The organism is Desulfosporosinus sp. Tol-M2 (assembly GCF_059735615.1).
Map to the genome: position 1 here is coordinate 92,641 of NZ_JCAIJG010000123.1, position 20,189 is coordinate 112,829.

At 43.8% G+C, this 20,189-nt stretch carries 18 protein-coding genes and 1 tRNA gene; 17 read left to right on the forward strand and 2 right to left on the reverse strand.

Going from position 1 to position 20,189, the window contains the following annotated elements; translation table 11 throughout:
• The first annotated feature begins 27 nt into the window (after positions 1 to 27).
• The 15 genes from AC6I5A_RS09925 to AC6I5A_RS09995 all read left to right on the forward strand — a co-directional run bounded on the left by AC6I5A_RS09925 (position 28) and on the right by AC6I5A_RS09995 (position 14,414).
• Positions 28 to 2,115, forward strand: coding sequence for a sigma 54-interacting transcriptional regulator (locus AC6I5A_RS09925; RefSeq protein ID WP_497900651.1), 2,088 nt, complete (start codon positions 28 to 30; stop codon positions 2,113 to 2,115).
• A 71-nt stretch (positions 2,116 to 2,186) separates the two neighbouring features.
• Positions 2,187 to 2,636 (forward strand): ACT domain-containing protein, encoded by a 450-nt coding sequence (locus tag AC6I5A_RS09930; RefSeq protein WP_034615116.1) that lies wholly within the window; start codon positions 2,187 to 2,189, stop codon positions 2,634 to 2,636.
• Between the two features lie 61 nt (positions 2,637 to 2,697).
• A tRNA-Pro gene (locus AC6I5A_RS09935) sits at positions 2,698 to 2,774 on the forward strand.
• 194 nt (positions 2,775 to 2,968) lie between these two features.
• Positions 2,969 to 3,661, forward strand: coding sequence for a winged helix-turn-helix domain-containing protein (locus AC6I5A_RS09940; protein WP_034615119.1), 693 nt, complete (start codon positions 2,969 to 2,971; stop codon positions 3,659 to 3,661).
• Positions 3,662 to 3,677: 16 nt separating this feature from the next.
• Positions 3,678 to 5,456 carry a two-component system histidine kinase PnpS gene (gene pnpS, locus AC6I5A_RS09945; protein ID WP_034615122.1) on the forward strand — a complete coding sequence of 593 codons (1,779 nt, stop codon included), beginning with the start codon at positions 3,678 to 3,680 and terminating at the stop codon, positions 5,454 to 5,456.
• 267 nt (positions 5,457 to 5,723) lie between these two features.
• Positions 5,724 to 5,999 carry an AbrB/MazE/SpoVT family DNA-binding domain-containing protein gene (locus tag AC6I5A_RS09950; protein ID WP_034615125.1) on the forward strand — a complete coding sequence of 92 codons (276 nt, stop codon included), beginning with the start codon at positions 5,724 to 5,726 and terminating at the stop codon, positions 5,997 to 5,999.
• Positions 5,983 to 6,378: a putative toxin-antitoxin system toxin component, PIN family gene (locus tag AC6I5A_RS09955; protein WP_034615128.1), complete on the forward strand. Its 396-nt coding sequence runs from the start codon at positions 5,983 to 5,985 to the stop codon at positions 6,376 to 6,378. Before AC6I5A_RS09950 ends, AC6I5A_RS09955 begins: the two co-directional genes overlap by 17 nt.
• Before the next feature lie 153 nt (positions 6,379 to 6,531).
• On the forward strand, positions 6,532 to 7,404 hold the full coding sequence (gene pstC / locus AC6I5A_RS09960) for a phosphate ABC transporter permease subunit PstC (RefSeq protein ID WP_034615131.1): 873 nt from the start codon (positions 6,532 to 6,534) through the stop codon (positions 7,402 to 7,404).
• On the forward strand, positions 7,401 to 8,237 hold the full coding sequence (gene pstA, locus AC6I5A_RS09965) for a phosphate ABC transporter permease PstA (protein WP_034615135.1): 837 nt from the start codon (positions 7,401 to 7,403) through the stop codon (positions 8,235 to 8,237). The genes pstC and pstA overlap by 4 nt, the downstream gene beginning before the upstream one ends.
• 29 nt (positions 8,238 to 8,266) lie before the next feature.
• Positions 8,267 to 9,025: a phosphate ABC transporter ATP-binding protein PstB gene (gene pstB / locus AC6I5A_RS09970; RefSeq protein WP_034615137.1), complete on the forward strand. Its 759-nt coding sequence runs from the start codon at positions 8,267 to 8,269 to the stop codon at positions 9,023 to 9,025.
• Positions 9,026 to 9,039: 14 nt separating this feature from the next.
• A complete protein-coding gene (gene phoU / locus AC6I5A_RS09975) occupies positions 9,040 to 9,717 on the forward strand; it encodes a phosphate signaling complex protein PhoU (RefSeq protein ID WP_034615140.1) in 678 nt (225 codons plus the stop codon).
• 86 nt (positions 9,718 to 9,803) lie between these two features.
• Positions 9,804 to 10,634, forward strand: a complete 831-nt coding sequence (locus AC6I5A_RS09980) for a phosphate ABC transporter substrate-binding protein (RefSeq protein WP_034615143.1) — start codon at positions 9,804 to 9,806, stop codon at positions 10,632 to 10,634.
• 150 nt (positions 10,635 to 10,784) lie between these two features.
• Positions 10,785 to 11,060: a ComEC/Rec2 family competence protein gene (locus AC6I5A_RS09985; protein ID WP_497900647.1), complete on the forward strand. Its 276-nt coding sequence runs from the start codon at positions 10,785 to 10,787 to the stop codon at positions 11,058 to 11,060.
• Positions 11,061 to 11,340: 280 nt separating this feature from the next.
• Positions 11,341 to 12,105 carry a peptidoglycan recognition protein family protein gene (locus AC6I5A_RS09990; protein ID WP_034615148.1) on the forward strand — a complete coding sequence of 255 codons (765 nt, stop codon included), beginning with the start codon at positions 11,341 to 11,343 and terminating at the stop codon, positions 12,103 to 12,105.
• A 341-nt stretch (positions 12,106 to 12,446) separates the two neighbouring features.
• Positions 12,447 to 14,414, forward strand: a complete 1,968-nt coding sequence (locus AC6I5A_RS09995; protein ID WP_052168016.1) for an HD domain-containing phosphohydrolase — start codon at positions 12,447 to 12,449, stop codon at positions 14,412 to 14,414.
• A 353-nt stretch (positions 14,415 to 14,767) separates the two neighbouring features.
• Here the strand turns inward: AC6I5A_RS09995 and AC6I5A_RS10000 are convergent, their stop codons facing one another.
• Entirely contained in the window at positions 14,768 to 15,082 is a 315-nt protein-coding gene (locus AC6I5A_RS10000) for a demethoxyubiquinone hydroxylase family protein (RefSeq protein ID WP_034615151.1), read from the reverse strand.
• A gap of 425 nt (positions 15,083 to 15,507) precedes the next feature.
• On the opposite strand from AC6I5A_RS10000, the gene AC6I5A_RS10005 reads away from it, so the two are divergent.
• Both AC6I5A_RS10005 and AC6I5A_RS10010 read left to right on the forward strand, forming a co-directional pair.
• A complete protein-coding gene (locus AC6I5A_RS10005) occupies positions 15,508 to 16,749 on the forward strand; it encodes a molybdopterin molybdotransferase MoeA (RefSeq protein WP_034615153.1) in 1,242 nt (413 codons plus the stop codon).
• 37 nt (positions 16,750 to 16,786) lie between these two features.
• Positions 16,787 to 18,694: a molybdopterin biosynthesis protein gene (locus tag AC6I5A_RS10010; RefSeq protein ID WP_034615156.1), complete on the forward strand. Its 1,908-nt coding sequence runs from the start codon at positions 16,787 to 16,789 to the stop codon at positions 18,692 to 18,694.
• A gap of 413 nt (positions 18,695 to 19,107) precedes the next feature.
• On the opposite strand, the gene AC6I5A_RS10015 is transcribed toward AC6I5A_RS10010, so the two are convergent.
• On the reverse strand, positions 19,108 to 20,130 hold the full coding sequence (locus tag AC6I5A_RS10015; protein ID WP_034615159.1) for a molybdopterin-binding protein: 1,023 nt from the start codon (positions 20,128 to 20,130) through the stop codon (positions 19,108 to 19,110).
• Positions 20,131 to 20,189: the final 59 nt, after the last annotated feature.

The following is a 20,189-nucleotide window of genomic DNA, read 5'->3' on the forward strand; positions in this document are numbered from 1 at the left end:
AATTTGGAGGGGGATAGTTTGTTGCGTGTGGGGCAAGTGATGTCACGGCTTTCCGTATATCTTTATAACTATCATACTATCGGGGATGCAATGACTTTGATGATGGAAAAAAAGGTGACTGGCTTGCCCTTAATCAACGAACAGGGTCATTTACTGGGTATGGTAACCAAAGACCAGGTTAACGAGAAGGGCTTGGAAAACTATGCTGCGGAAAATAAGGCTGCTGACTATTTGACGACTCGCTTTCTGCCTTTAAACGAAGAGACATCATTGGAAGATGTTTGGGATTTACCCTTTGAGATATACCCTGTGTTTAATAACCAGGAAGAAATTACCGGGGTAGTATCCAAATATTCGTTATTGCAGGCGTATTTGCAAGAGGTTCAATCACGTAGTTGTGAACTGGAGGCGGTCTTTGACGCCGTGCATAATGGAATTCTAGCAATTAATAGACAAGGGATAATTACATCCCTTAACCCGGCAGCCGAAAGACCAACTCGTTCAACCAAAGAAGGAGCCGTGGGACGCTTTTTAACGGATGTTATTATTCCCACGGGCCTCCTCAGGGTTGTCCGCAGCGGAATACCTGAATTCGGTGTAAAGTTTCAGGTGGGTGGAAGACAGTATATTACCAATCGCACCCCGATTATTAAGGATGGGGAAGTTGTAGGGGCGGTAGGGGTTTTCCAGGATGTCTCCGAGATAGAAAAAGTTTTACCAGAACTGCAGAGTGTAAAACAACTTACTGAGGAACTCCAGAAAATCGTAGGTTCTTCTTATGACGGGTTAATTATTTGTGATGGTCAGGGTAAAATTCTACGTTGCAATCCTGCTGTGGGGAGAATCCTCAACCTTTTGTGGGAAGAGTTGGTGGGGAGTCCGTTTAAGGATTTAGTCGATAAAGGCGTTTTCCAGAAAAATATTATCCATTTGGTAAAACAACAGGACGGTTTGGTTAGCATTTTGGAAAGGCCTTATGCGGAGCATTCCCTGGCGATCACGGGTAACCCGGTTTATGATGAAGAAGGAGAAATTGCCAAGATTGTTATCAACATCAGAGATATGAGTGAGTTAGTATTCTTGCGAGAAGCTCTTGAGGAAAGTAAACAGCTTGCCGAAAAATATCAGTCTGAGATAGCTCAGATGAGGAATAATCAGGAAATGCGTGCTGATTTGAGATCACGTTCAGTCATTATGAACAATGTCTTGGATCTGGCATTTAGGGTCAGTCAAGTCGATTCACCAGTAGTATTAGTCGGAGAACAAGGGGTAGGCAAGGAAGAAATTGCCAGATTAATCCATTGCCAGAGTAAACGAAGTAAAGGGTCTTTTTATAAATTAAATTGCGGCTCACTGCCGGCGCAACTTTTGGAAATTGAACTTTTTGGGCAAGGAGTATCAATAGGGAACGGCAATATCGGAAAAGCGGGAGTGTTGGAGTTAGCTGATCAAGGGAGTGTTTACCTGGAGGATATCGGTAAAATGCCCCTAAACTTACAGGGACGCCTGGTGCGTGTTCTTCAGGACAAGATGTTGCAGGTAACAGGCGAAAAAGAGATAAGTTCCTTCAATACCAGAATTATGGCAGGTACAGATAGACCTTTAAAAGAGTTAGTTGAAAAAGGGCTTTTCCGCTCAGACCTCTTCTATACCCTCAATGTTGTGCCTATTAAAGTTCCAGCCCTCAGAGAACGGAAAGAGGACCTTATTCCCCTGGCTCTTTTTTATCTGGAGCAAAATAATAAGCGCCATGGGTTGGAGAAGGTTTTTTCGCCGGAAGCTGTTCAGATGTTGTTGGATTATCCTTGGTTTGGTAATGTTCGGGAGATGGCGAACGTAATCGAGAGGTTAGTAGTTACAGCTAACGAAAAGGTTATTTCTGCTAAAGAAGTCGGCGGCGTACTTTATGAAAAGGTCCAGAGCCCTCTTCGGACAGTCACAGTGAGCGAAGTGGTTCCCCTTAAAGAAGCTATCGATGATTTGGAACAACAACTTGTCGCCCTGGCGATGGAACTTCACGGAACCACAGTCAAAGCTGCCGAGGCGTTAGGTGTTAATCAGTCCACGGTAGTGCGGAAGTTGAAAAAATCGAAAGATACCTTTGGAGATAAATGACGTTTGACGTACCGGTAGGTGAACCGGGGGCATATATCAGCGGTAAGGATTGAAGAGATAGGAGCGATTGAGTGGTTGGCAAGAAGACAAATGATTTTCTTATTGTCAGTAAAAATATTTTGCCGGAAGCCATTTTAAAAACTGCACGCGTAAAAGAGCTCCTTGTCCAAGGGGATGTCTATACGATCAACGACGCTGTCGAGCGTGTAGGGCTTAGTCGAAGTGCCTATTACAAATATAAGGATGGTGTGTTCCCGTTTTATGAGGCGAGCCGGGAAAAGATAATTACCATTTCCCTGATCCTTGAAAATAAAGCAGGAGTGCTCTCTCAGGTTCTGAATTTTATTGCCTTGGTCAAAGGTAATGTTCTAACTATCAATCAAGGGATTCCCCTGCAAGGAATTGCCAATGTCTCGATTTCCCTTGAAACCGCAGGAATGGCAGATACCCCGGAAAATCTCCTTTCCGGGCTTGGCGAAATTGATGGGGTAAGAAAGATAGAAGTAATCGGACAAACCTAGGGTTGCGTTGTCAGCCCTAATATGGTATTCTTTATAAGCCTTCATCGTGAGGGCACAAAGTCGGGGCGTGGCTCAGTTTGGTAGAGCGCTACCTTGGGGTGGTAGAGGTCGCACGTTCAAATCGTGTCGCTCCGACCAGTAAAATTATAGCAGGAGAATGATTATTGGTTAAAAGCCTTGCCATACGGAATACATGTTAATGGGGTAATGAAGGGTTTTGGAAAAAATCGGAGTTTGGTATTTAATGCGTTGGTTGAGAAGATAGAAATCCTCACACCAGCGCATTTGTCTTTTCTTATGTTGTGGAAACTATCTGTTAGTGGGAGGCTGATATGAGCAAACGGATTATGGTTGTGGAAGATGAAGAGGCGATTGCCCGTCTGATCAGCTACAACCTGATGAAAGAAGGATTTGAAGTTCTTACCTCAGGTGATGGTCTTGAAGCACTGGAAAAGATCAGGACGGAAAAACCGGATTTGATTATACTTGATATTATGCTTCCGGGAATGGATGGTTATGATATTTGCCGTCTGATTAGGAAGGAAGACATATCTGTCCCTGTTATCATGCTGTCAGCCCGGAATGAGGAACTGGACAAGGTTCTCGGTTTGGAACTTGGTGGAGATGACTATATCACCAAACCTTTTAGTCCGAGGGAACTTATTGCCCGGGTACGAGCTTTATTACGTCGTGTACAAAGAGTACAGGAAACACCTGACCATGAGATTATTTCGATGGACAGATTGGTTATTGATCTTTCCAGTCATGAGGTTAAGGTGGATGAACAGGTTGTTCAGCTTACTCCAAAGGAATTTGAACTGCTGGAGTATTTAATCCGTCATAAAGGCAGGGTGGTTAGCAGGGATCTTTTGCTGGATCAGGTATGGGACTATGATTTTGCAGGTGATACCAGGATTGTTGATGTACACATTAGCAGGCTTAGAGAAAAAATAGATCCTGATCCCAAAAATCCGTATATTCAGACCGTACGTGGAGTAGGATACAGGTTTAAGGGAGGAGATTGATTCGAAAAGTCTCAGAATGAAATTTACGGTTGGCTTTGTAGCTCTGGCGCTTATCTCAATGCTTGTGTCAGGTGTATACCTCATTAATGTGCTTGATAACTATTTTATGGATAGTTTGCGCGGGAAGCTTCTGGTTGAGGCAAAGTTAGTAAGGGAAATGGTTATCTATGAATATGATACTCAAAAGCCTTCCACGACAATGGACGAACTTGCCGGAAAACTTGGGAAGGTAACGAGCACCAGAATAACAGTTATTGATGCCGATGGAGTGGTACTTGGTGATTCTCAGGAGGAACCATCTCAAATGGAGAACCACCTTGAACGTCCGGAAATTCAACAGGCTATAAGTGATGGGGTGGGAATTGTAGAGAGGGAGAGTACGACCCTGAATACTGAAATGATGTATTTGGCTTTGGCTGTTAAGAAAGACGGAGGAATAAAAGGTTTTGTTCGTCTGGCTCTTCCCATTACTGAGATAACAATGACCTTATCCAGACTTTGGATTATGTTATTTACAGCGTTATTGCTGGCCATAGTCCTGGCAGGTGTACTGGGTTTCAAACTGGCGCAGCGCTTGACAAAACCCATTCAGGAAATGACGGTTGCAGCGCAAAAAATTGCAGGCGGAGATTTCAGTTTGCGTACCTATACTACAAGTCAGGATGAGATCGGGGTACTCGGTCAGGCCTTAAATCAAATGGCACAGCAGCTTAAAGAAACGATTGATGAAGTCACAACTGGAAAAAGCAAGCTCGAGTCGGTTCTGGCAAACATGGTCAGCGGAGTTATTTTTCTCAGACAGGACGGCAGGGTCGAGCTGATTAATCCTGCAGCCGGACAGATTCTTGGAATCAATCCGATCCTTTCCGGCGGTCGTCAACAAGTTGAAATTATTCGCAATTACCAATTAAGTACACTTATAGCAACAGCCCTTAAAATGGGTAAGGCTATAAAAGAGGAGTTATTGATCTTAGTCCCGTATGAAAAAAATGTTCAATTAAATATAACGCCCATTACCGGCAGGGAAGATTCTAACCTGGGGGCAGTGGTGGTTCTTCATGATATTACGGATTTTCGGAAATTGGAAAGGATGCGGACGGATTTTGTTGCTAATGTATCCCATGAATTAAAAACTCCTGTTACCTCTCTCAAGGGATATGCCGAGACCCTGCTCGATGGAGCTTTGGATGACCCCGAGATAGCCAGGGAGTTTGTCAAAATAATATTGACGGAATCAGAACGACTGCGCATATTAATCGATGATTTATTGGAACTATCCAAGATGGAATCCACTGCAAACCAGGTGATGCGGCAGGAAATTAATATTGATGCTTTAATAGGGTCTTTAAAGGTTAAGTTCAAACCCCAGGTTGAGGAACGACAAGTCGAGCTTGAATTTACCAGGCCTGAACATCAGCTCATTGCCATGGGGGATAACAGCATGATTGAACAGGTCCTGACAAATTTAATTGATAATGCTATCAAGTATTCTCCCGTTGGTGGAAAGGTGAAGTTGGCTGTGTCCGATCAGGCTGAGGGGATATTATTCGAGGTAATTGATACCGGGTTGGGAATTCCTGAGCAAGAGTTAATAAGGATTTTTGAACGGTTTTACCGTGTGGATAAGGGCAGGAGCCGCAAATTAGGCGGAACCGGCCTGGGCTTGGCAATTGTCAAACACATTTTGGAGACCCATGGCAGTCAAATAAAGGTTGAGAGTACGCTTGGCCGCGGATCGAGGTTCTATTTTACCTTACCAAACACCCATGCCCCGTTGGGGCACAAACAATCATGAAAGTGGCTATTTTCATATCAAACCTCCATGCCCAAACAATAAAAAAGGAAGCAAAAAGAACGTCCCCTTGCTTCCAAGAGCGCCCCGTATGGGTATTATCTTGTAGGTGCAAGTCCTCACCGGTGAAGATAGCACAGTAAACGTAGCCTAACGCAAGGGTTTGTCGCTAGACGGATCCTTTTTACAAAATTGTATTTTCGAGAAAGCAGCATATAATATATTCAAGGGACGCATTGATTCCAATGCATTGCAGAAAGGGGCATTATTATGGAACTCGTAAAAATCACAACGCGCGGGCAAATCACAATTCCCGCAGAGATACGCAAAAAGCTGGGCGTAAAGGATGGGGATAAGGTTATTTTCATTGAGGAAAACGGGCGCATTATCATGGAAAATGCCGCCATGATCGCGCTAAAAAACGCACAGGCCGCTTTTGCGGGAGAAGCGGAGAGGCTTGGTCTGAAAACGGAACAGGACGTTGTGGATATGGTAAAAGAAGTGCGCCGTGAAATCTGGGAGGAACGCCATGCGCGTAATGATTGATACAAACATCCTCGTATCCGTGCTGCTGTTTCCAAGCCAGCAAATGAATACGCTGATTTATAAAATCACGACGGAGCATCAACTTGTGCTTTCGTCCTATGTTGTGGATGAATTGTTAAATGTGGTACGACGCAAATTCAAGGACAAGCTTGAAGCGGCGGACTTGTTGTTGAGCCAGCTTCCCTATGAGCTTGTTTACACGCCTGAACATATGAAACCGGAACTTTTTGAGATACGCGATGAAAAGGATTATCCTGTTTTTTATTCGGCTATTACAGAGGATGTGGATGTATTTATCACAGGCGATAGAGATTTTGAAGGACTTAGCTTGGACAAGCCGGAGATTATCAATCCGGCTGGATTCCTCGAAAAATATTAGGCCGTGCGCGGCCTTTTGATTGCGCGTGCCCGAGTAGGGCACGCTTTTTTTAAATTTACAAAATTGTTACAATTCCTTAAAAACTACGTAATACTCTGCAGTTATAGTTATTATTAAAGATGTACAAAATGTTTCTTGGGAGAATTTAAGGCAATGCAAAAAGTAAACCACGTCAAAAAAAGTGAGCTAATCGTCGAAAAAGTCCTTTTTTTAACGGCTATCACAGCAGTATTCATTATTGCCTTGATTGCTGCATTTGTCTTGATATCCGGGTGGCCAATTCTGCAAAAGGTAGGATTGCCAGATTTTATCTTTGGCATGGTTTGGGATCCTACTAACGGTATATATGGTATTTTCCCGATGGTGGTAGGTTCGCTCCTTGTCACATTTGGCGCCCTGCTGTTAGGAGTTCCTTTCGGTATAGCGGGGGCAATTTTTATGGCGGAAATTGCTCCTCCAAAGATAGCAAAGTTGATTAAACCTGCTGTCGAACTCTTGGCAGGAATCCCTTCGGTTGTTTACGGTTTTTATGGTTTGGTAGTAATTGTTCCCTTAATTCGTGAATATATAGGGGGACCAGGTTTAAGTGTCCTGGCCGGTTCCCTTATCCTGGCAATTATGATTCTGCCAACCATTCTTAATCTATCGGAAACCGCATTGCGTTCAGTCCCCCAGGAATATAAGGAAGGATCATTTGCTTTAGGAGCCAACCATTGGCAAACCATCAAATGGATATCCCTGCCTGTCGCTCGCTCCGGTATTTTGACAGGAGTAATCTTAGGTATGGCCAGAGCGCTCGGGGAAACTATGGCCGTGATCATGGTTACCGGTAATGTAGCGCGGCTCCCGGAATCTTTGACTGACCCAATCCGTACGCTTACAGGGAATATTGTTATGGAAATGGGATATGCTTCCGGTGAACATCAGCAGGCTCTTTTTGCGACCGGGGTAATTCTATTTATCTTTATTATGCTGCTGAATATCATTGTTCAAGTCAGTAGTTCCAAAGGCAGGTGGCAAGAATGAGATGGTCGGTGCAGTTGGAAGAAAAAATTGCCAAGGTATGTTTCTGGGTGGTTGCGGTCATTACGCTTTTGGTCTTATTGAACATTATCCTTCATATTGTAATCAACGGATTTAGCGGGCTGAGCTGGGAGTTTTTTACTAAGGAACCGCGTCGCATGGGTAAAGAAGGCGGAATTTTCTCAATAATTATCGGCACCCTCTATATGGCCTTAGCTGCCATAATTGTGGCCATGCCAATTGGAATCGGATCAGCCATTTATCTGACGGAATATGTTAAAAGGGGCCGGTTAGTACAAGTAATTCGGTTTGGAACCGAAGCACTGGCAGCCATACCATCGATTATTTTTGGACTTTTTGGTTTTGTCCTGTTTGTAATAACTTTGGGATTGGGTTGGTCAATTCTTTCCGGTGCCCTTACGATTGCTTTTATGATTCTGCCGACAATCATTCGCTCCTCAGAGGAAGCTATTAAAACAGTCCCGGACTCTTATCGGGAGGGAAGCCTGGCGTTAGGAGCAAGCAAATGGTACACAATTCGGAAAGTTGTTTTGCCTTCAGCGCTTCCCGGAATTGCCACCGGGGTCATCCTGGGAATCGGTCGGGCAATTGGGGAAACGGCTGCTGTAATACTAACTGCCGGCAGTTCCCTGGGTTTGCCTGGTTCGATTATGGATCCAACCCGAACCCTCGCCGTTCACCTCTATATATTAGCCTCGGAAGGAATATCTATGGAAAAGGCTTATGCCAGCGCCACCGTACTGATTGTTTTAGTCTTATTAATCAATTTTCTGGCCCATAAGCTCATGGCAAGATTAGTTGGGCGGGTTAGTTAATATTTTTGATTAAAGAAAGGAGGGTTATAATGTCAATCAACAAGATGGAGACGCAGGATTTAGATTTATATTATGGAAGTTTCCAAGCCTTAAAATCAGTTTATTTACCAATTTTGGCGAACAAAGTAACGGCACTGATTGGTCCCTCAGGCTGCGGCAAATCCACTTTTCTAAAAACCTTGAATCGGATGAATGATTTGATTGAGGGAACAATAGTCAAAGGTAAGGTTCTCCTTGATGGAGAAGAAATTTATTCGCCGGAAACTGATCCTGTTAACCTGCGCAAGCGTATTGGCATGGTTTTTCAAAAACCCAATCCTTTTCCAATGTCGATTTACGATAATGTTGCTTATGGGCCGCGAGCGCATGGTTTCAAAAACAAACAGGAATTAAATGAATTAGTGGAAAAAAGTCTCAAGGAAGCAGCCCTCTGGGATGAAGTCAGTGATAGATTAAGTCGTTCAGCCCTGCAATTGTCCGGCGGGCAGCAGCAGCGTTTGGTTATAGCCCGCTTACTGGCTGTACAACCGGAGGTATTATTGATGGATGAACCTGCTTCAGCTTTGGATCCGATATCTACCACGAAATTGGAAGATTTAATTATCGATTTAAAGAAACAATATACTATTATTATCGTTACCCATAATATGCAGCAGGCGGCACGGATTTCGGATTACACAGCATTTTTTCTAAATGGAGAAATGATTGAGTATAGTTTTACAAAAGAACTATTTACCAGCCCACAGAGTAAGCAAACTGAAGATTACGTGACAGGTAGATTTGGATAGGGAGGAAAGAAGCAATGCGGCGAAAGTCTTTTCATAATTCTTTGGACGAGCTGATTCAAGATGTTTCACAAATGGGCACCATGATTGAAAATGCCATCTGTTCAGCCGTTAAATCCCTGGAGGAAAGGGATCTGATACTCGCGCAAAAAGTAGTTGCCGACGATGATCTGGTAGACAATTTAAAGCAGAAAATTGAGGAAACGTGTTTGACGATGCTCGCTCTGCAACAACCGATGGCTGTGGATCTAAGAATAATCGGTAACGCTTTGAAAATTGTGACCGATTTGGAACGGATAGCCGACCATGCTGTTGATATTGCTCGTATAACTATCAAACTACGCGGTGAGCCCCTAATCAAGCCCTTGGTTGATATACCCAAGATGGCCAAACTTACCCAGGAGATGGTTAGGGATAGTCTCAACGCTTATATAGATAGAGATGAGAACTTAGCTCAAGGTCTGGCGCTAAAAGAATGCAAGGTAGATCATCTGTACGGAATAGTCTTTGAGGATCTGATGCAGTTAATGGCCAAAGATCCAACTATCCTTTATCAAGGAGTAAATCTCCTATTAGTAGCTCTTTACCTGGAAAGGGTAGGCGATCATGTTGTTAACATAGGCGAATGGATAATTTTTATGATCACAGGGAAGAGGAAAAGCTTAAATTTTTACGACGAATTGCCAGGTGAATAAGGAGGTGTTCTGTTAAGAAAGTCGCTTATTTAGTTGATTACGTATTAAATGATTAGGTATTATAAAGAAAGGAAAAGTGATTTAAAGTGAAAAAGCTAGTAACAATTATCTTAGCCGGGGCTTTACTTCTGTTTCTGGTTGCAGGTTGCGGTAACAATACTGTAACAGGGTCTGACCCAAAAACCGGAACGAAAACTGAGGAAATTACCATTGCCGGTTCCACATCTGTTCAGCCAATATCTGAAGCAATAAACGAGGCATTTAAAGAGAAAAACCCAAACATTAAGGTATATGTTCAAGGCGGCGGTTCAAGCGCTGGAATTAAAGCCGCGCAGGAGGGTACCGCAAATATTGGATCTTCTTCCCGGGAACTAAAGAAAGAAGAAGCCGGTTTAACTGAAACAGTAATCTGTAAAGACGGTATCGCCATAACAGTAAATACCAAAAATGCAGTGAATGACCTGAGTATTGAACAAATTAAGAAGATCTATGGCGGCGAAATTACAAACTGGAAAGAAGTTGGCGGCGCGGATCAGAAAATTAACGTGGTAACCAGGGAAGTTGGTTCCGGAACCAGAACGGCATTTGAAGAACTGGTAATGGGCAAACAGGCGATCAGTGATAAGTCGATTGTCCAAAATGCAACAGGATCCGTACGGACTGCCGTTGCCGGTGATCCAAACGCAATTGGCTATATTTCTCTGGCCAGTATTAATGAAACAGTTAAAGCAGTGACAGTAGAAGGCGTAAAAGTTAGTACTGACAATATTATCAATGGCACTTACAAGATTCAGCGCCCCTTCCTCTATCTGACAAAAGGAGCTCCTACCGGTGCTTCCAAGACCTTTATCGATTTTGTAATGTCGACGGAAGGGCAAAGCATTATTAAGCAAGAAGGACTGGTGTCGGTGAAATAGGTCCGGAAACAGATTAATCAGGGGGCATCCCAAATAGTCATTATTTATAAAGGGAAATTAAGGAGTTGGTAATAAAGTGCTGATAATAGGTGTAGTCCTTAGATTAACCTTTGAAAAATAACTTTTTTATTCACGGGCGATGCCGGGGAATTGTCTGAGAATGAGATGCTCAAGAGTAGTCAGAACGTAAAGGCAGATGTGCTTAAGGTTGGCCATCACGGGAGTGCTACATCTACCGGCAGTGCTTTTTTGCGGGTCGTGTTACCTAAATATGCGATTATTTCCGTGGGAGCAGGCAATGACTACGGGCACCCTGCTGCATCTATATTAACAAGGCTCTCCGGGGCAGGGGTTCAGGTGTTTAGGACAGACCATGCCGGTACTATTGTGGCCACCTGTGACGGGGAATCTGTAACTATTAATTAGCATGGCACTAAGACATGTTTATTTTACGCCTCCAAGGCGTATTTTTTATGTCGCCTGCCCAGCAAAGCATGTGATATCTAACTGGGAAAGTCCAGTCGGGGTCAGCGCCAAGGTGCCCCGAAGGTCAACCATCTCAAGCACAAACCAAGTGACCTAAAAGGGCAAGCTTGCATAATTTAGATTGAAGAAGGGGACGAACAAGAAAGGGTGGTGACGCTTGAGAGCCATAACCTTTATTCAACCGTCCTGAATACAATGATAGAAGGGGGGATAAATAAGAATGTATCCAGTTTCTGAACAACTAATTAAATACAACCGATCGGGGCAAAAGCTGGTTCCTGAAGGTTTTGTGATCCACGATACGGCCACGCCGGGGGCTACTGCTCAAAATGAGTTTAGTTATTTTAACAGTGGTGATCGGCAAGCAAGCGCCCATTATTTTGTGGACTGGACGCAAATAGTGAGAACTGTTCCGGAAAACGAAGTCGCTTGGCATGCTGGACCAACCGCAAACCATAAATATTTAAGTGTAGAGATGTGTAGGCCTAAAACACACGACCCTATAAAGTTTCAGGAGATTTGGAATCGTACCGTTTGGCTCGTTGCCGATGCGTTTGTTCGTTATGAATGGAGCACTGGTCCTGGACTTTGGTCTCATTCGGGGATGAGTAATAAGTACCATGAAACCGATCACCTGGATCCGATTGCTTACTTTAAAGAGTACGGTAAAACGTTTGCCGGTTTTGTGGCGGAGGTCGATGCTATGATTCTTCGACTGAAAAATAAAGCCGTAACGGTGGGTGAAAATAAAATGTTTAAAAATCTGGTGATCTATCGAGATGGGGTAGACAAACGGGCTGCCGAATACTTGGCTGATTATCTCAGGGCGCCAATAGTTTGCATGGACAATATAACTCCCGAGCTCTTGGCTTGCGCTACGAATAAGTATAAAGTTGGGGGGACGGCCTATACAGGGGCCCAATTGATTTCAGGGAATGACAGATTTGACACAATGGCTGCAGTGCTCAAATTTGCCGGTAAATAACGGAACAACATTAATTTTAGCGGCGTACCATTTCTTTCGGCAATACCAGTAACGATTACATTGGCGGAAATTCCGATAAGAGACTATTGCCACCCGGACAGGCCCCTAAAGCCGGCGACTACCAAATTGACTCCATGGGCATTTGGGAAAGCTGGCCAACTTCTTGTAACAATGGAATCATGGTGGTAAAATTATCCCATATCATGACATTTAGTCAGCACCACTAACTCGACAAACAATCACAGGTAAATTAAGGTATAATGTGTACAATCGCAAGAACTGTGAAATAGGGGAAAAGATTTTTTAGGAAGTGCTTAATGTGAGAAGAGGTAGAAGTTAATTTGGAAATGGGAAAATTGGAATGGGCAGGATTTTCTGAAAAACAAAAGTTAGAAGAGCTTCAGAAAGCAAACAGAGAATTGACAAATGAAAAGAATAAATATCTCTCTGTTTTTGAAAGCATTTATGACCCTATTATTCTTGTTGATAAAGATAACAATATTGAGAATATGAATTATACAGCGGCAGAAGTGTTCTTTAACGAAGCAGTTTCAGGGATGAAATATTACGGAAATATCAATACAGATAAAGAATTGGATTGGTTAAATGAAGAGCTTACTAAATTTATTAAGTTAAATGAAAATGAAGCTTTTCAAGAAAAGACAATAATAACAAAAAATAGCCAAAAGACTTATTTAATAAAATTTAAAAAAATGCTTGATGTAAGTGAAAAATATAGAGGCACTGTTATTATCTTTAACGACATAACCGAAAGCAAGGAACGTACTTATCAACTTCAAGAGATAAATGCCTCGCTAAAAGAAGAAATCGCTATACGTACAAAAATAGAAGATGATTTGAAAGCGAGCGAATTGCAATTCCGACAAAGCGAAAGTCGCTTAATTGCGGCGCAATTAATGGCCCATGTAGGTAATTGGGAACTTAATATAGATACTGGAAAAATATGGGCATCTGAGGAAGCTTATAACATATACGGGATTGAGTACAGGTCGCAATACTTGCCAGTTGATCTTATCCAAGAACTTATTTTTCTAGAATATCGGGAGTCAGTAAATAATGCTCTTATTGGCTTAATTACGAGAAAAGAAAAGTATGATGTCGAATATAAAATAAAAAATGCTAAAACCGGAGAAGGCCGTTTTGTGCATTCTAAGGCCATATTGGTTGTTGATGAAACAGGTAATGCATCTAAAGTTGTAGGCACTATTCAAGATATCACCGAGCGAAAAGAAAAGGAAATAGAAATTTCATATCTAAGTTATCACGACCATCTAACGGGTTTATACAATCGGAGGTTTTACGAAGAAGAGTTAAAGAGACTTGATACAGAAAGAAACCTTCCTCTGACTATTGTAATAGGAGATGTAAACGGGTTAAAGCTTATCAATGATTCTTTTGGTCATGACAAGGGTGATGAGCTTATTAAGAAAGTTGCAGAAGTGATAAAAAATGGATGCCGGGCTGATGATATTATTGCTCGACTTGGAGGAGATGAATTTGTTATTCTGTTACCCAAAACAAATAATTTTGAAGCTGAACAGATTATCAAACGCATACAGGAAGAAACCTTAAAAGAGGAATTAGGGTCTATTGATATATCCGTATCTTTTGGTTGGAAAACTAAAAATAAGAAGGAAGAAAAAACGCAAGACCTATTTAAAAAAGCTGAAGACCATATGTATATGAAAAAACTTTTTGAAGGCCCCAGTATGAGAGGGAAAACCATTCAGACTATCGTTCGTACCCTCCATGAAAAAATAAGGGAAGAACAGCACTCTTATCGGGTTTCAATATTGTGCAAACGTATGGGGGAAGCCCTTGGATTATCAGAATCTGAAATCCAAGAGCTTCATAGCGTAGGGTTACTTCATGATATTGGTAAAATAGCGATAGAAGATACTATACTCAATAAACCAGGAAAATTGACAAGCGATGAATGGGAAGAAATTAAGCGCCATCCGGAAATAGGGTACCGCATACTTAGCACGGTTAATGATATGGCAGAAATATCAGAATACGTATTAGCTCATCATGAGAGATGGGATGGCTTGGGATATCCAAAGGGTTTGAAAAGAGAAGAAATACCCCTTCAGTCAAGAATCATAAACATAGCTGATGCTTATGATGCCATGACCAGCGCAAGAAGCTATTGCAGCGTTTTGTCAGAAAAAGCCGCAATAGAAGAATTGCAAGCAAATGCAGGGTTACAGTTTGATCCACAATTAATAACAATATTTATTGATAAAGTATTGGTTAATGACGAGCCAATTCCTACTCCGACACGATAAATAATGCGATAAATAATGCCATTTACATTTCCTCTATTGTCCGGAGACAGTACATAATATGCTTTGGTAAGCATGGCAGTGAATATACTTTATGACTTTAGCTCCTTGGCGATTCTTCTCAATGCTTTTACTATGGTGCTTGATTGGCGACGTAGAATATCTTTGAGATTAAGAGTTCGTTTCATTTAGCTCATCTCCTCTTGGGTGATGAGTTTATTATGTACCGGTGTTGCTTTATTATGTAATTTTAAAAAAGGGAATAGATAACATTTGGTTATGTACCCATTCCCTTTAGAAGAAATCAATTGAGCGATTTGGTCGCTCTTCAGCAATGTTGAAAATCGGTTTGTTTTTTATTGGATAGGGGACTGAAAATTTTGAGATTGCTGAAGTTGTACTGTTTGCTTTCCTTTCTCCGTAAATTCTGCGTCCTTGGGACTAATAATGGATAGCAGTTGTTCTAATTCTCCTACATGTTGTCTTTCTTCGTCTGCGATATGATAGAGAATTTTCTTAGCCCTCTCATCGCTAGTGGCCATTGCATGGGATTCATAACCAATAATTGCTTCATATTCTCCAGCAATATCTACCCGAAGTGCCTGAGCTAATTCATCATTGGACAACTGCTTGGGTACATTGGCAATAAAAGGGTTTCCGAGTAATGCCATAAGATCACATCCTTTATTTTTTACGCCCTTATTTTTTCAAATAATTAGGATATATATTCTTCTCGCCTATCAAATTTATTCAATTAGCATATATCTATATTGTTCAATGCTGTGGGCAATGGTTTCTCAGGTGGCTTGAACGCCCTATTATTCAAACTATGGTTTACTAGTAGGCTAATCCGTTTGCTCGAAGAGGCACGCCATATTTGGACGCCTCTTTTAATTATAAGTGTAGTTTGATTATAGAGGGTGTACAGTGGTCGCTTTTAGCAGAAAATTGTATAATAATTCCGTTTATTGTACAATGTTATTGTATCTATGGAAAGAATAATCGACATAAGAATGGACGCGAGTTAATTATTAAGAGGCGGCACAGGATAGAAGGTTTGCATGTAAGTAAATGATCATGAGAGGTGTGATGGAACGTGGGAAACAGTAGTGAATTATTTAAGGTCAAAACGTTGGCTGAGGCGATAGATTCATTAAAACCCTATGTTCCCTCATTTTATCAGCGCGTTGAAAAGATTTCTTTGGCTGATTCACTGGGCCGTATTCTCATTCAGGATATTCCGGCAACTTGTCCGATACCTCATTTTCGCAAATCGACAATGGATGGGATGGCCGTTCGGGCTTCAGATACCTTTGGAGCCAGTGAAAGTATGCCGGCGTTGGTACAATGTTTTGGGGAAGTACGGATGGGTGAGGCTCCGACGGAAGCGTTGGGGCAGGGGACAGGGATACTAATGCCCACAGGGGGAATGCTTCCAGAGGGAGCGGATGCTGTGGTAATGATCGAACATCTCGAACACTTTGGGGAGGAACTCTATGGTGTAACGAAGGCTGTTGCACCGGGGGAAAATCTCATCGACATTGGGGAAGATTTAAACGCAGGGGAAGTTATTCTTTCGCAATTTACACGAATTAGGGCTCAAGAAATGGGGCTCCTGGCATCCCTTGGACAAATAATCGTTTCGGTATTGCCCCGTTTTCGCGTCGGGATTCTTTCAACAGGGGATGAAATTATTCCTCCGGATCAAGTACCTCTACCTGGTCAGTCAAGGGATATTAATGGCTATACCCTGCTTGGACTGGCATTGGCGAGTGGCGCTGATGCCCGACATTATGGTATTGTGAAGGATGACCATGAAGAACTGCGTAAAATGCTTACAAGGATGTTAAAGGAAAATGATATTGTTTTACTTTCCGGCGGAAGCTCCGTAGGGACTCGTGACCTGTCCGCTCAGCTAATTGACGAGCTGGGAGAGCCGGGATTGCTTTTTCATGGTCTGGCTCTTAGACCCGGTAAGCCTACAATTGGTGGGGCTGTGGATGGTAAACTGATTTTTGGGCTCCCTGGACATCCTGCCTCGGCAATGGTTGTTTTTGATACAATCGTCCGTCCGTGGTTGGATGGTTCTGTGTTACACTCCCAGGTTGATCCTCTTCCCAAGGGTAAGTTAACCCAGAACATATATTCCGGAAGTGGTCGGGAAGAGTTTGTGCGTGTCAGACTAATCCCAAACGATGAAGGATGGCTGCTTGAACCGATTCGGGGGAAATCGGGCTTAATTCGGACGATGGTATTGGCAGATGCCCTAGTGCACATTCGCTTAGATACTGAGGGCATAGAAGCGGGGAAAGAAGTATCTTTCCGTCCTTTGCGTTAGTATAAGGATAACTGTTGGAAATGGGGAGGCAAGGAAAGTGGAACGCCAAATATATTTAGAAAACACGGCTTGGCAAGAAGGACTGGCCTTGATGAGGGAAAAGCTTGCTGGGCGCTGTGTGCCGAAAAATGAGTCTTTGGATGTACGCTTTGCGCTACGTAGAATCACTGGGGCGATCGTTCGCGCCAAAAGAAGTTCCCCTCATTTCGCGGCTTCGGCGATGGACGGATATGCTATTCGAGCCAAGGATACGCACGGGATTTCGGAGCGGGAGCCGCGTTGGTTGGAACTCGGAGTTCAAGCGATTCAAGTTGATACCGGGGACCCTATCCCCGAAGGAATGGATGCTGTCGTCATGTTGGAAGACGTCTTGGAGTTGAGTGAGGGCGGAATCTTACTTCAGGCTCCGGTTGTACCTTGGAACCATGTTCGGCCGGTAGGTGAGGACATGGTTGAAGGGGAAGTACTTCTCCCAATTAATCATCGCATTCGCCCCCAGGATCAGGGAGCGTTATTGACGGCCGGGGTTTTGGAGGTAGAAGTTCGGGCTAAGCCACGGGTGGGGATAATGCCGACGGGTGATGAAATCCGTCCGATCGGGGCGGCCCTTCAGGTAGGAGATATTACGGATAGTAATTCCACAGTCCTTGCCTCCTTAGTGGAGGAATGGGGGGGAACTGCGACGATTTGGCCGATAACACCGGATCAACCGGAGCTGTTAGAAAAAGCAATTCTGAGTATGGCGGCTTCTCAGGATATTCTGGTCATCATTGCCGGATCCTCCCAAGGACGGGATGACTACACGTCTCAAATGGTTCAGAAGTTTGGCGCCCTTTATCTGCACGGAGCAGCAATTAAACCGGGTAAACCGGTTATCTTGGGAGAAGTTCAAGGAAAGCCTACGTTTGGCATCCCTGGCTATCCTGTGTCTGTCTATCTGACGGCACATTTGTTCCTGGAACCTTGGATCAAGCATTTACAGGGTTTAAGTAAAGACTCACAGGCTACGCTGAATGCTATAATCAGCAAGAAAGTCTTTTCCTCGTTAGGCAGTGAAGAGTTCGTGCGGGTAAAAGTAGGGAGAGTCGGAGAACGCTGGGTTGCCGCCCCATTGAGCAGAGGTGCAGGTGTAACGATGAATCTGGTACGAGCGGATGGGATACTGCGGGTTCCTCGCTTACAGGAAGGATTTCATGAGGGAGAAACCGTACCCGTTGAGCTCTTACGGCCTGTTTCGGAGTTGGAAGAAACTCTCGTCTGCATAGGGTCTCATGATCTGACGTTGGATGTTATAAGTAGTCATATGAAGGCAAGGGGGGGGCAAGGGGGTATTGCCTCAGCTCATGTAGGGAGCCTGGCTGGAATCCTGTCTCTCCGCAAAGGGGAAGCCCATTTTGCGGGGATTCACTTGCTTGATCCGGAAACGGGAGATTATAATCGCTTTTATTTGCAACGGTTTATACCGGGCCGAGAAATCGCTTTGATGAATTTAGTGTATCGGACCCAAGTCTTTATAGTGCCGAAGGGAAACCCCCTTAACCTTAAGAAGCTTGAGGATTTAACTAAGCCCGGCGTACGCTTCATTAATCGTCAGGGTGGCTCAGGAACGCGGGTGCTTTTAGATTATCTGCTCCAGAAGCAAGGCCTAAGTAAAGAACAAATTTTGGGATATGAGCGGGAGGAATTTACCCATTTAGCGGTTGCCGTAGCGGTTGCCTCGGGAGCAGCTGATGTTGGATTGGGTATTCAAAGCGCTGCTGAAGCCCTGGGGCTGGATTACGTGCTAGTTGGGGAAGAACGATATGATCTGGCAATTCCACGGGAATTTCTGGAGGAACCCCGCATGAAGGCAATGATTGCTGTGGTTCGAAGTAAAGAGTTTCAGGAGGATGTGCTGGCGCTTGGCGGGTATGATGTCCGGGAGACGGGAGTGTTTTACGATTAGGGGAATAGAGTAGGGGCACGATGCATCGTGCCCTATATGTATCAAACTAACGCATAAGAAAGCACCTACCCATCATTTGGGAAGGTGCTTTCAAATTTAGGTGCTTTTGCGTCAAAGACGCAAACAGCTCCCCCAAGAGTTTCCACCGTTCCAGCCCCGGCGACCCAAGCTAGAGGAAGTTTCTTAGCTTAGAGAGCACGGAGAGAGGAGTCACGTCAATGAGTGCAGTTGATGAAGCGTTTAGAACCGCAATGGTTCACATACTGAAAGCCCAGAGGTTTTGCGGTTTAGCGGAATCACCAAACGAATAGCGACGGAACGTGTCGATCACGATAGTCTCCGGTGGAGACTATCGCCGTAGGCGCTGACCCACAACGAACACTTATCGCCGTAGGATGCCAAGTAACTTCCTCCTATTTGCCAAAAGAACAACGTGGGTACGTGCAGACCGGGCATTCAAGACAAAGACCTCCTACTCCTAGCTTGACAATATCAAGGCGTGACAGTCGTTCACCAGTAAGGATGCGAGGTGCGATTAAATCAAAGACAGTTTTTTTAGAATACATGACGCACCCAGGTAATCCCATGATGGGGACATCTCCGAGGTAGGCAAGCATAAACATGGCTCCTGGTAGAACTGGTGCGCCGTAAGTGATAATCTCTGCTCCCATTTCTTTAATTGCTGCAGGGGTGACGTCATCCGGATCTACGGACATGCCGCCACTGACTAAGATCATATCTGCCCGCTTACTTAGTTGTTTTCGAATGCTGCTTTGGATTAGGGGCACATCATCACTTGCCAACGTTTGCTCTAGAACGACAGATCCCCAGTTTTCAACTTTTGCGCGTAGTACGGGACTGAATTTATCTGGAATACGTCCATGATAGACTTCACTTCCCGTGATGACGATACCAACCTTCAAGTGTTTGAGAGGCCGCACCTCCAGAATAGGATTTGAAGACAGCCCGGCGATTTCCTCCGCTTCAATGATTACTTTCTCATTAATCATCAGAGGAACGACACGGGTACCAGCGATTTTGTCTCCCTTTTTGACGGGGTAATGATTGTGAAGCGTCCCGAGGATAACCCCTTCCAAAGTATTCAACGCTAAAATGCCATCTTCTAAGCCGTAAACAAGGCCGTCGTGGGCAGCAGTTAGGGTGATTTTTCCCTCTTTAGGCTCGTCAAGGACTATGCCGGGACCGGATACTGCTCGGGCGAGGCGCGCTGCCGCTTCATTTTCATGAATCAGGCCGGGTGTCTGATCCCAGACAAAAATATGTTCTTTCCCCATGCTGAGGAGAACTGGGATATCCTCCTCCTGAACGACGTGCCCCTTGCGAAAACGGGGTCCTTTGAAGATACCAGGGATAATTTGGGTAATGTCATGGATCAGAATTGCACCAACAGAATCCAACACTTTGATTTTTTCCATGGGAGCCTCCAATACATCATGTAACATGCGTTTAGGCGTGAACACACACTGTTATTAAG

Excerpts from the sequence above, each read along its gene's own strand:
- AC6I5A_RS09940 (WP_034615119.1), top strand. The coding sequence starts at position 2,969 with ATGAGCAAACGGATTATGGTTGTGGAAGATGAAGAGGCGATTGCCCGT.
- pnpS (WP_034615122.1), top strand. The coding sequence starts at position 3,678 with ATGAAATTTACGGTTGGCTTTGTAGCTCTGGCGCTTATCTCAATGCTT.
- AC6I5A_RS09950 (WP_034615125.1), top strand. The coding sequence starts at position 5,724 with ATGGAACTCGTAAAAATCACAACGCGCGGGCAAATCACAATTCCCGCA.
- AC6I5A_RS09955 (WP_034615128.1), top strand. The coding sequence starts at position 5,983 with ATGCGCGTAATGATTGATACAAACATCCTCGTATCCGTGCTGCTGTTT.
- pstC (WP_034615131.1), top strand. The coding sequence starts at position 6,532 with ATGCAAAAAGTAAACCACGTCAAAAAAAGTGAGCTAATCGTCGAAAAA.
- pstA (WP_034615135.1), top strand. The coding sequence starts at position 7,401 with ATGAGATGGTCGGTGCAGTTGGAAGAAAAAATTGCCAAGGTATGTTTC.
- pstB (WP_034615137.1), top strand. The coding sequence starts at position 8,267 with ATGTCAATCAACAAGATGGAGACGCAGGATTTAGATTTATATTATGGA.
- phoU (WP_034615140.1), top strand. The coding sequence starts at position 9,040 with ATGCGGCGAAAGTCTTTTCATAATTCTTTGGACGAGCTGATTCAAGAT.
- AC6I5A_RS09990 (WP_034615148.1), top strand. The coding sequence starts at position 11,341 with ATGTATCCAGTTTCTGAACAACTAATTAAATACAACCGATCGGGGCAA.
- AC6I5A_RS10000 (WP_034615151.1), bottom strand. The coding sequence starts at position 15,082 with ATGGCATTACTCGGAAACCCTTTTATTGCCAATGTACCCAAGCAGTTG.
- AC6I5A_RS10015 (WP_034615159.1), bottom strand. The coding sequence starts at position 20,130 with ATGGAAAAAATCAAAGTGTTGGATTCTGTTGGTGCAATTCTGATCCAT.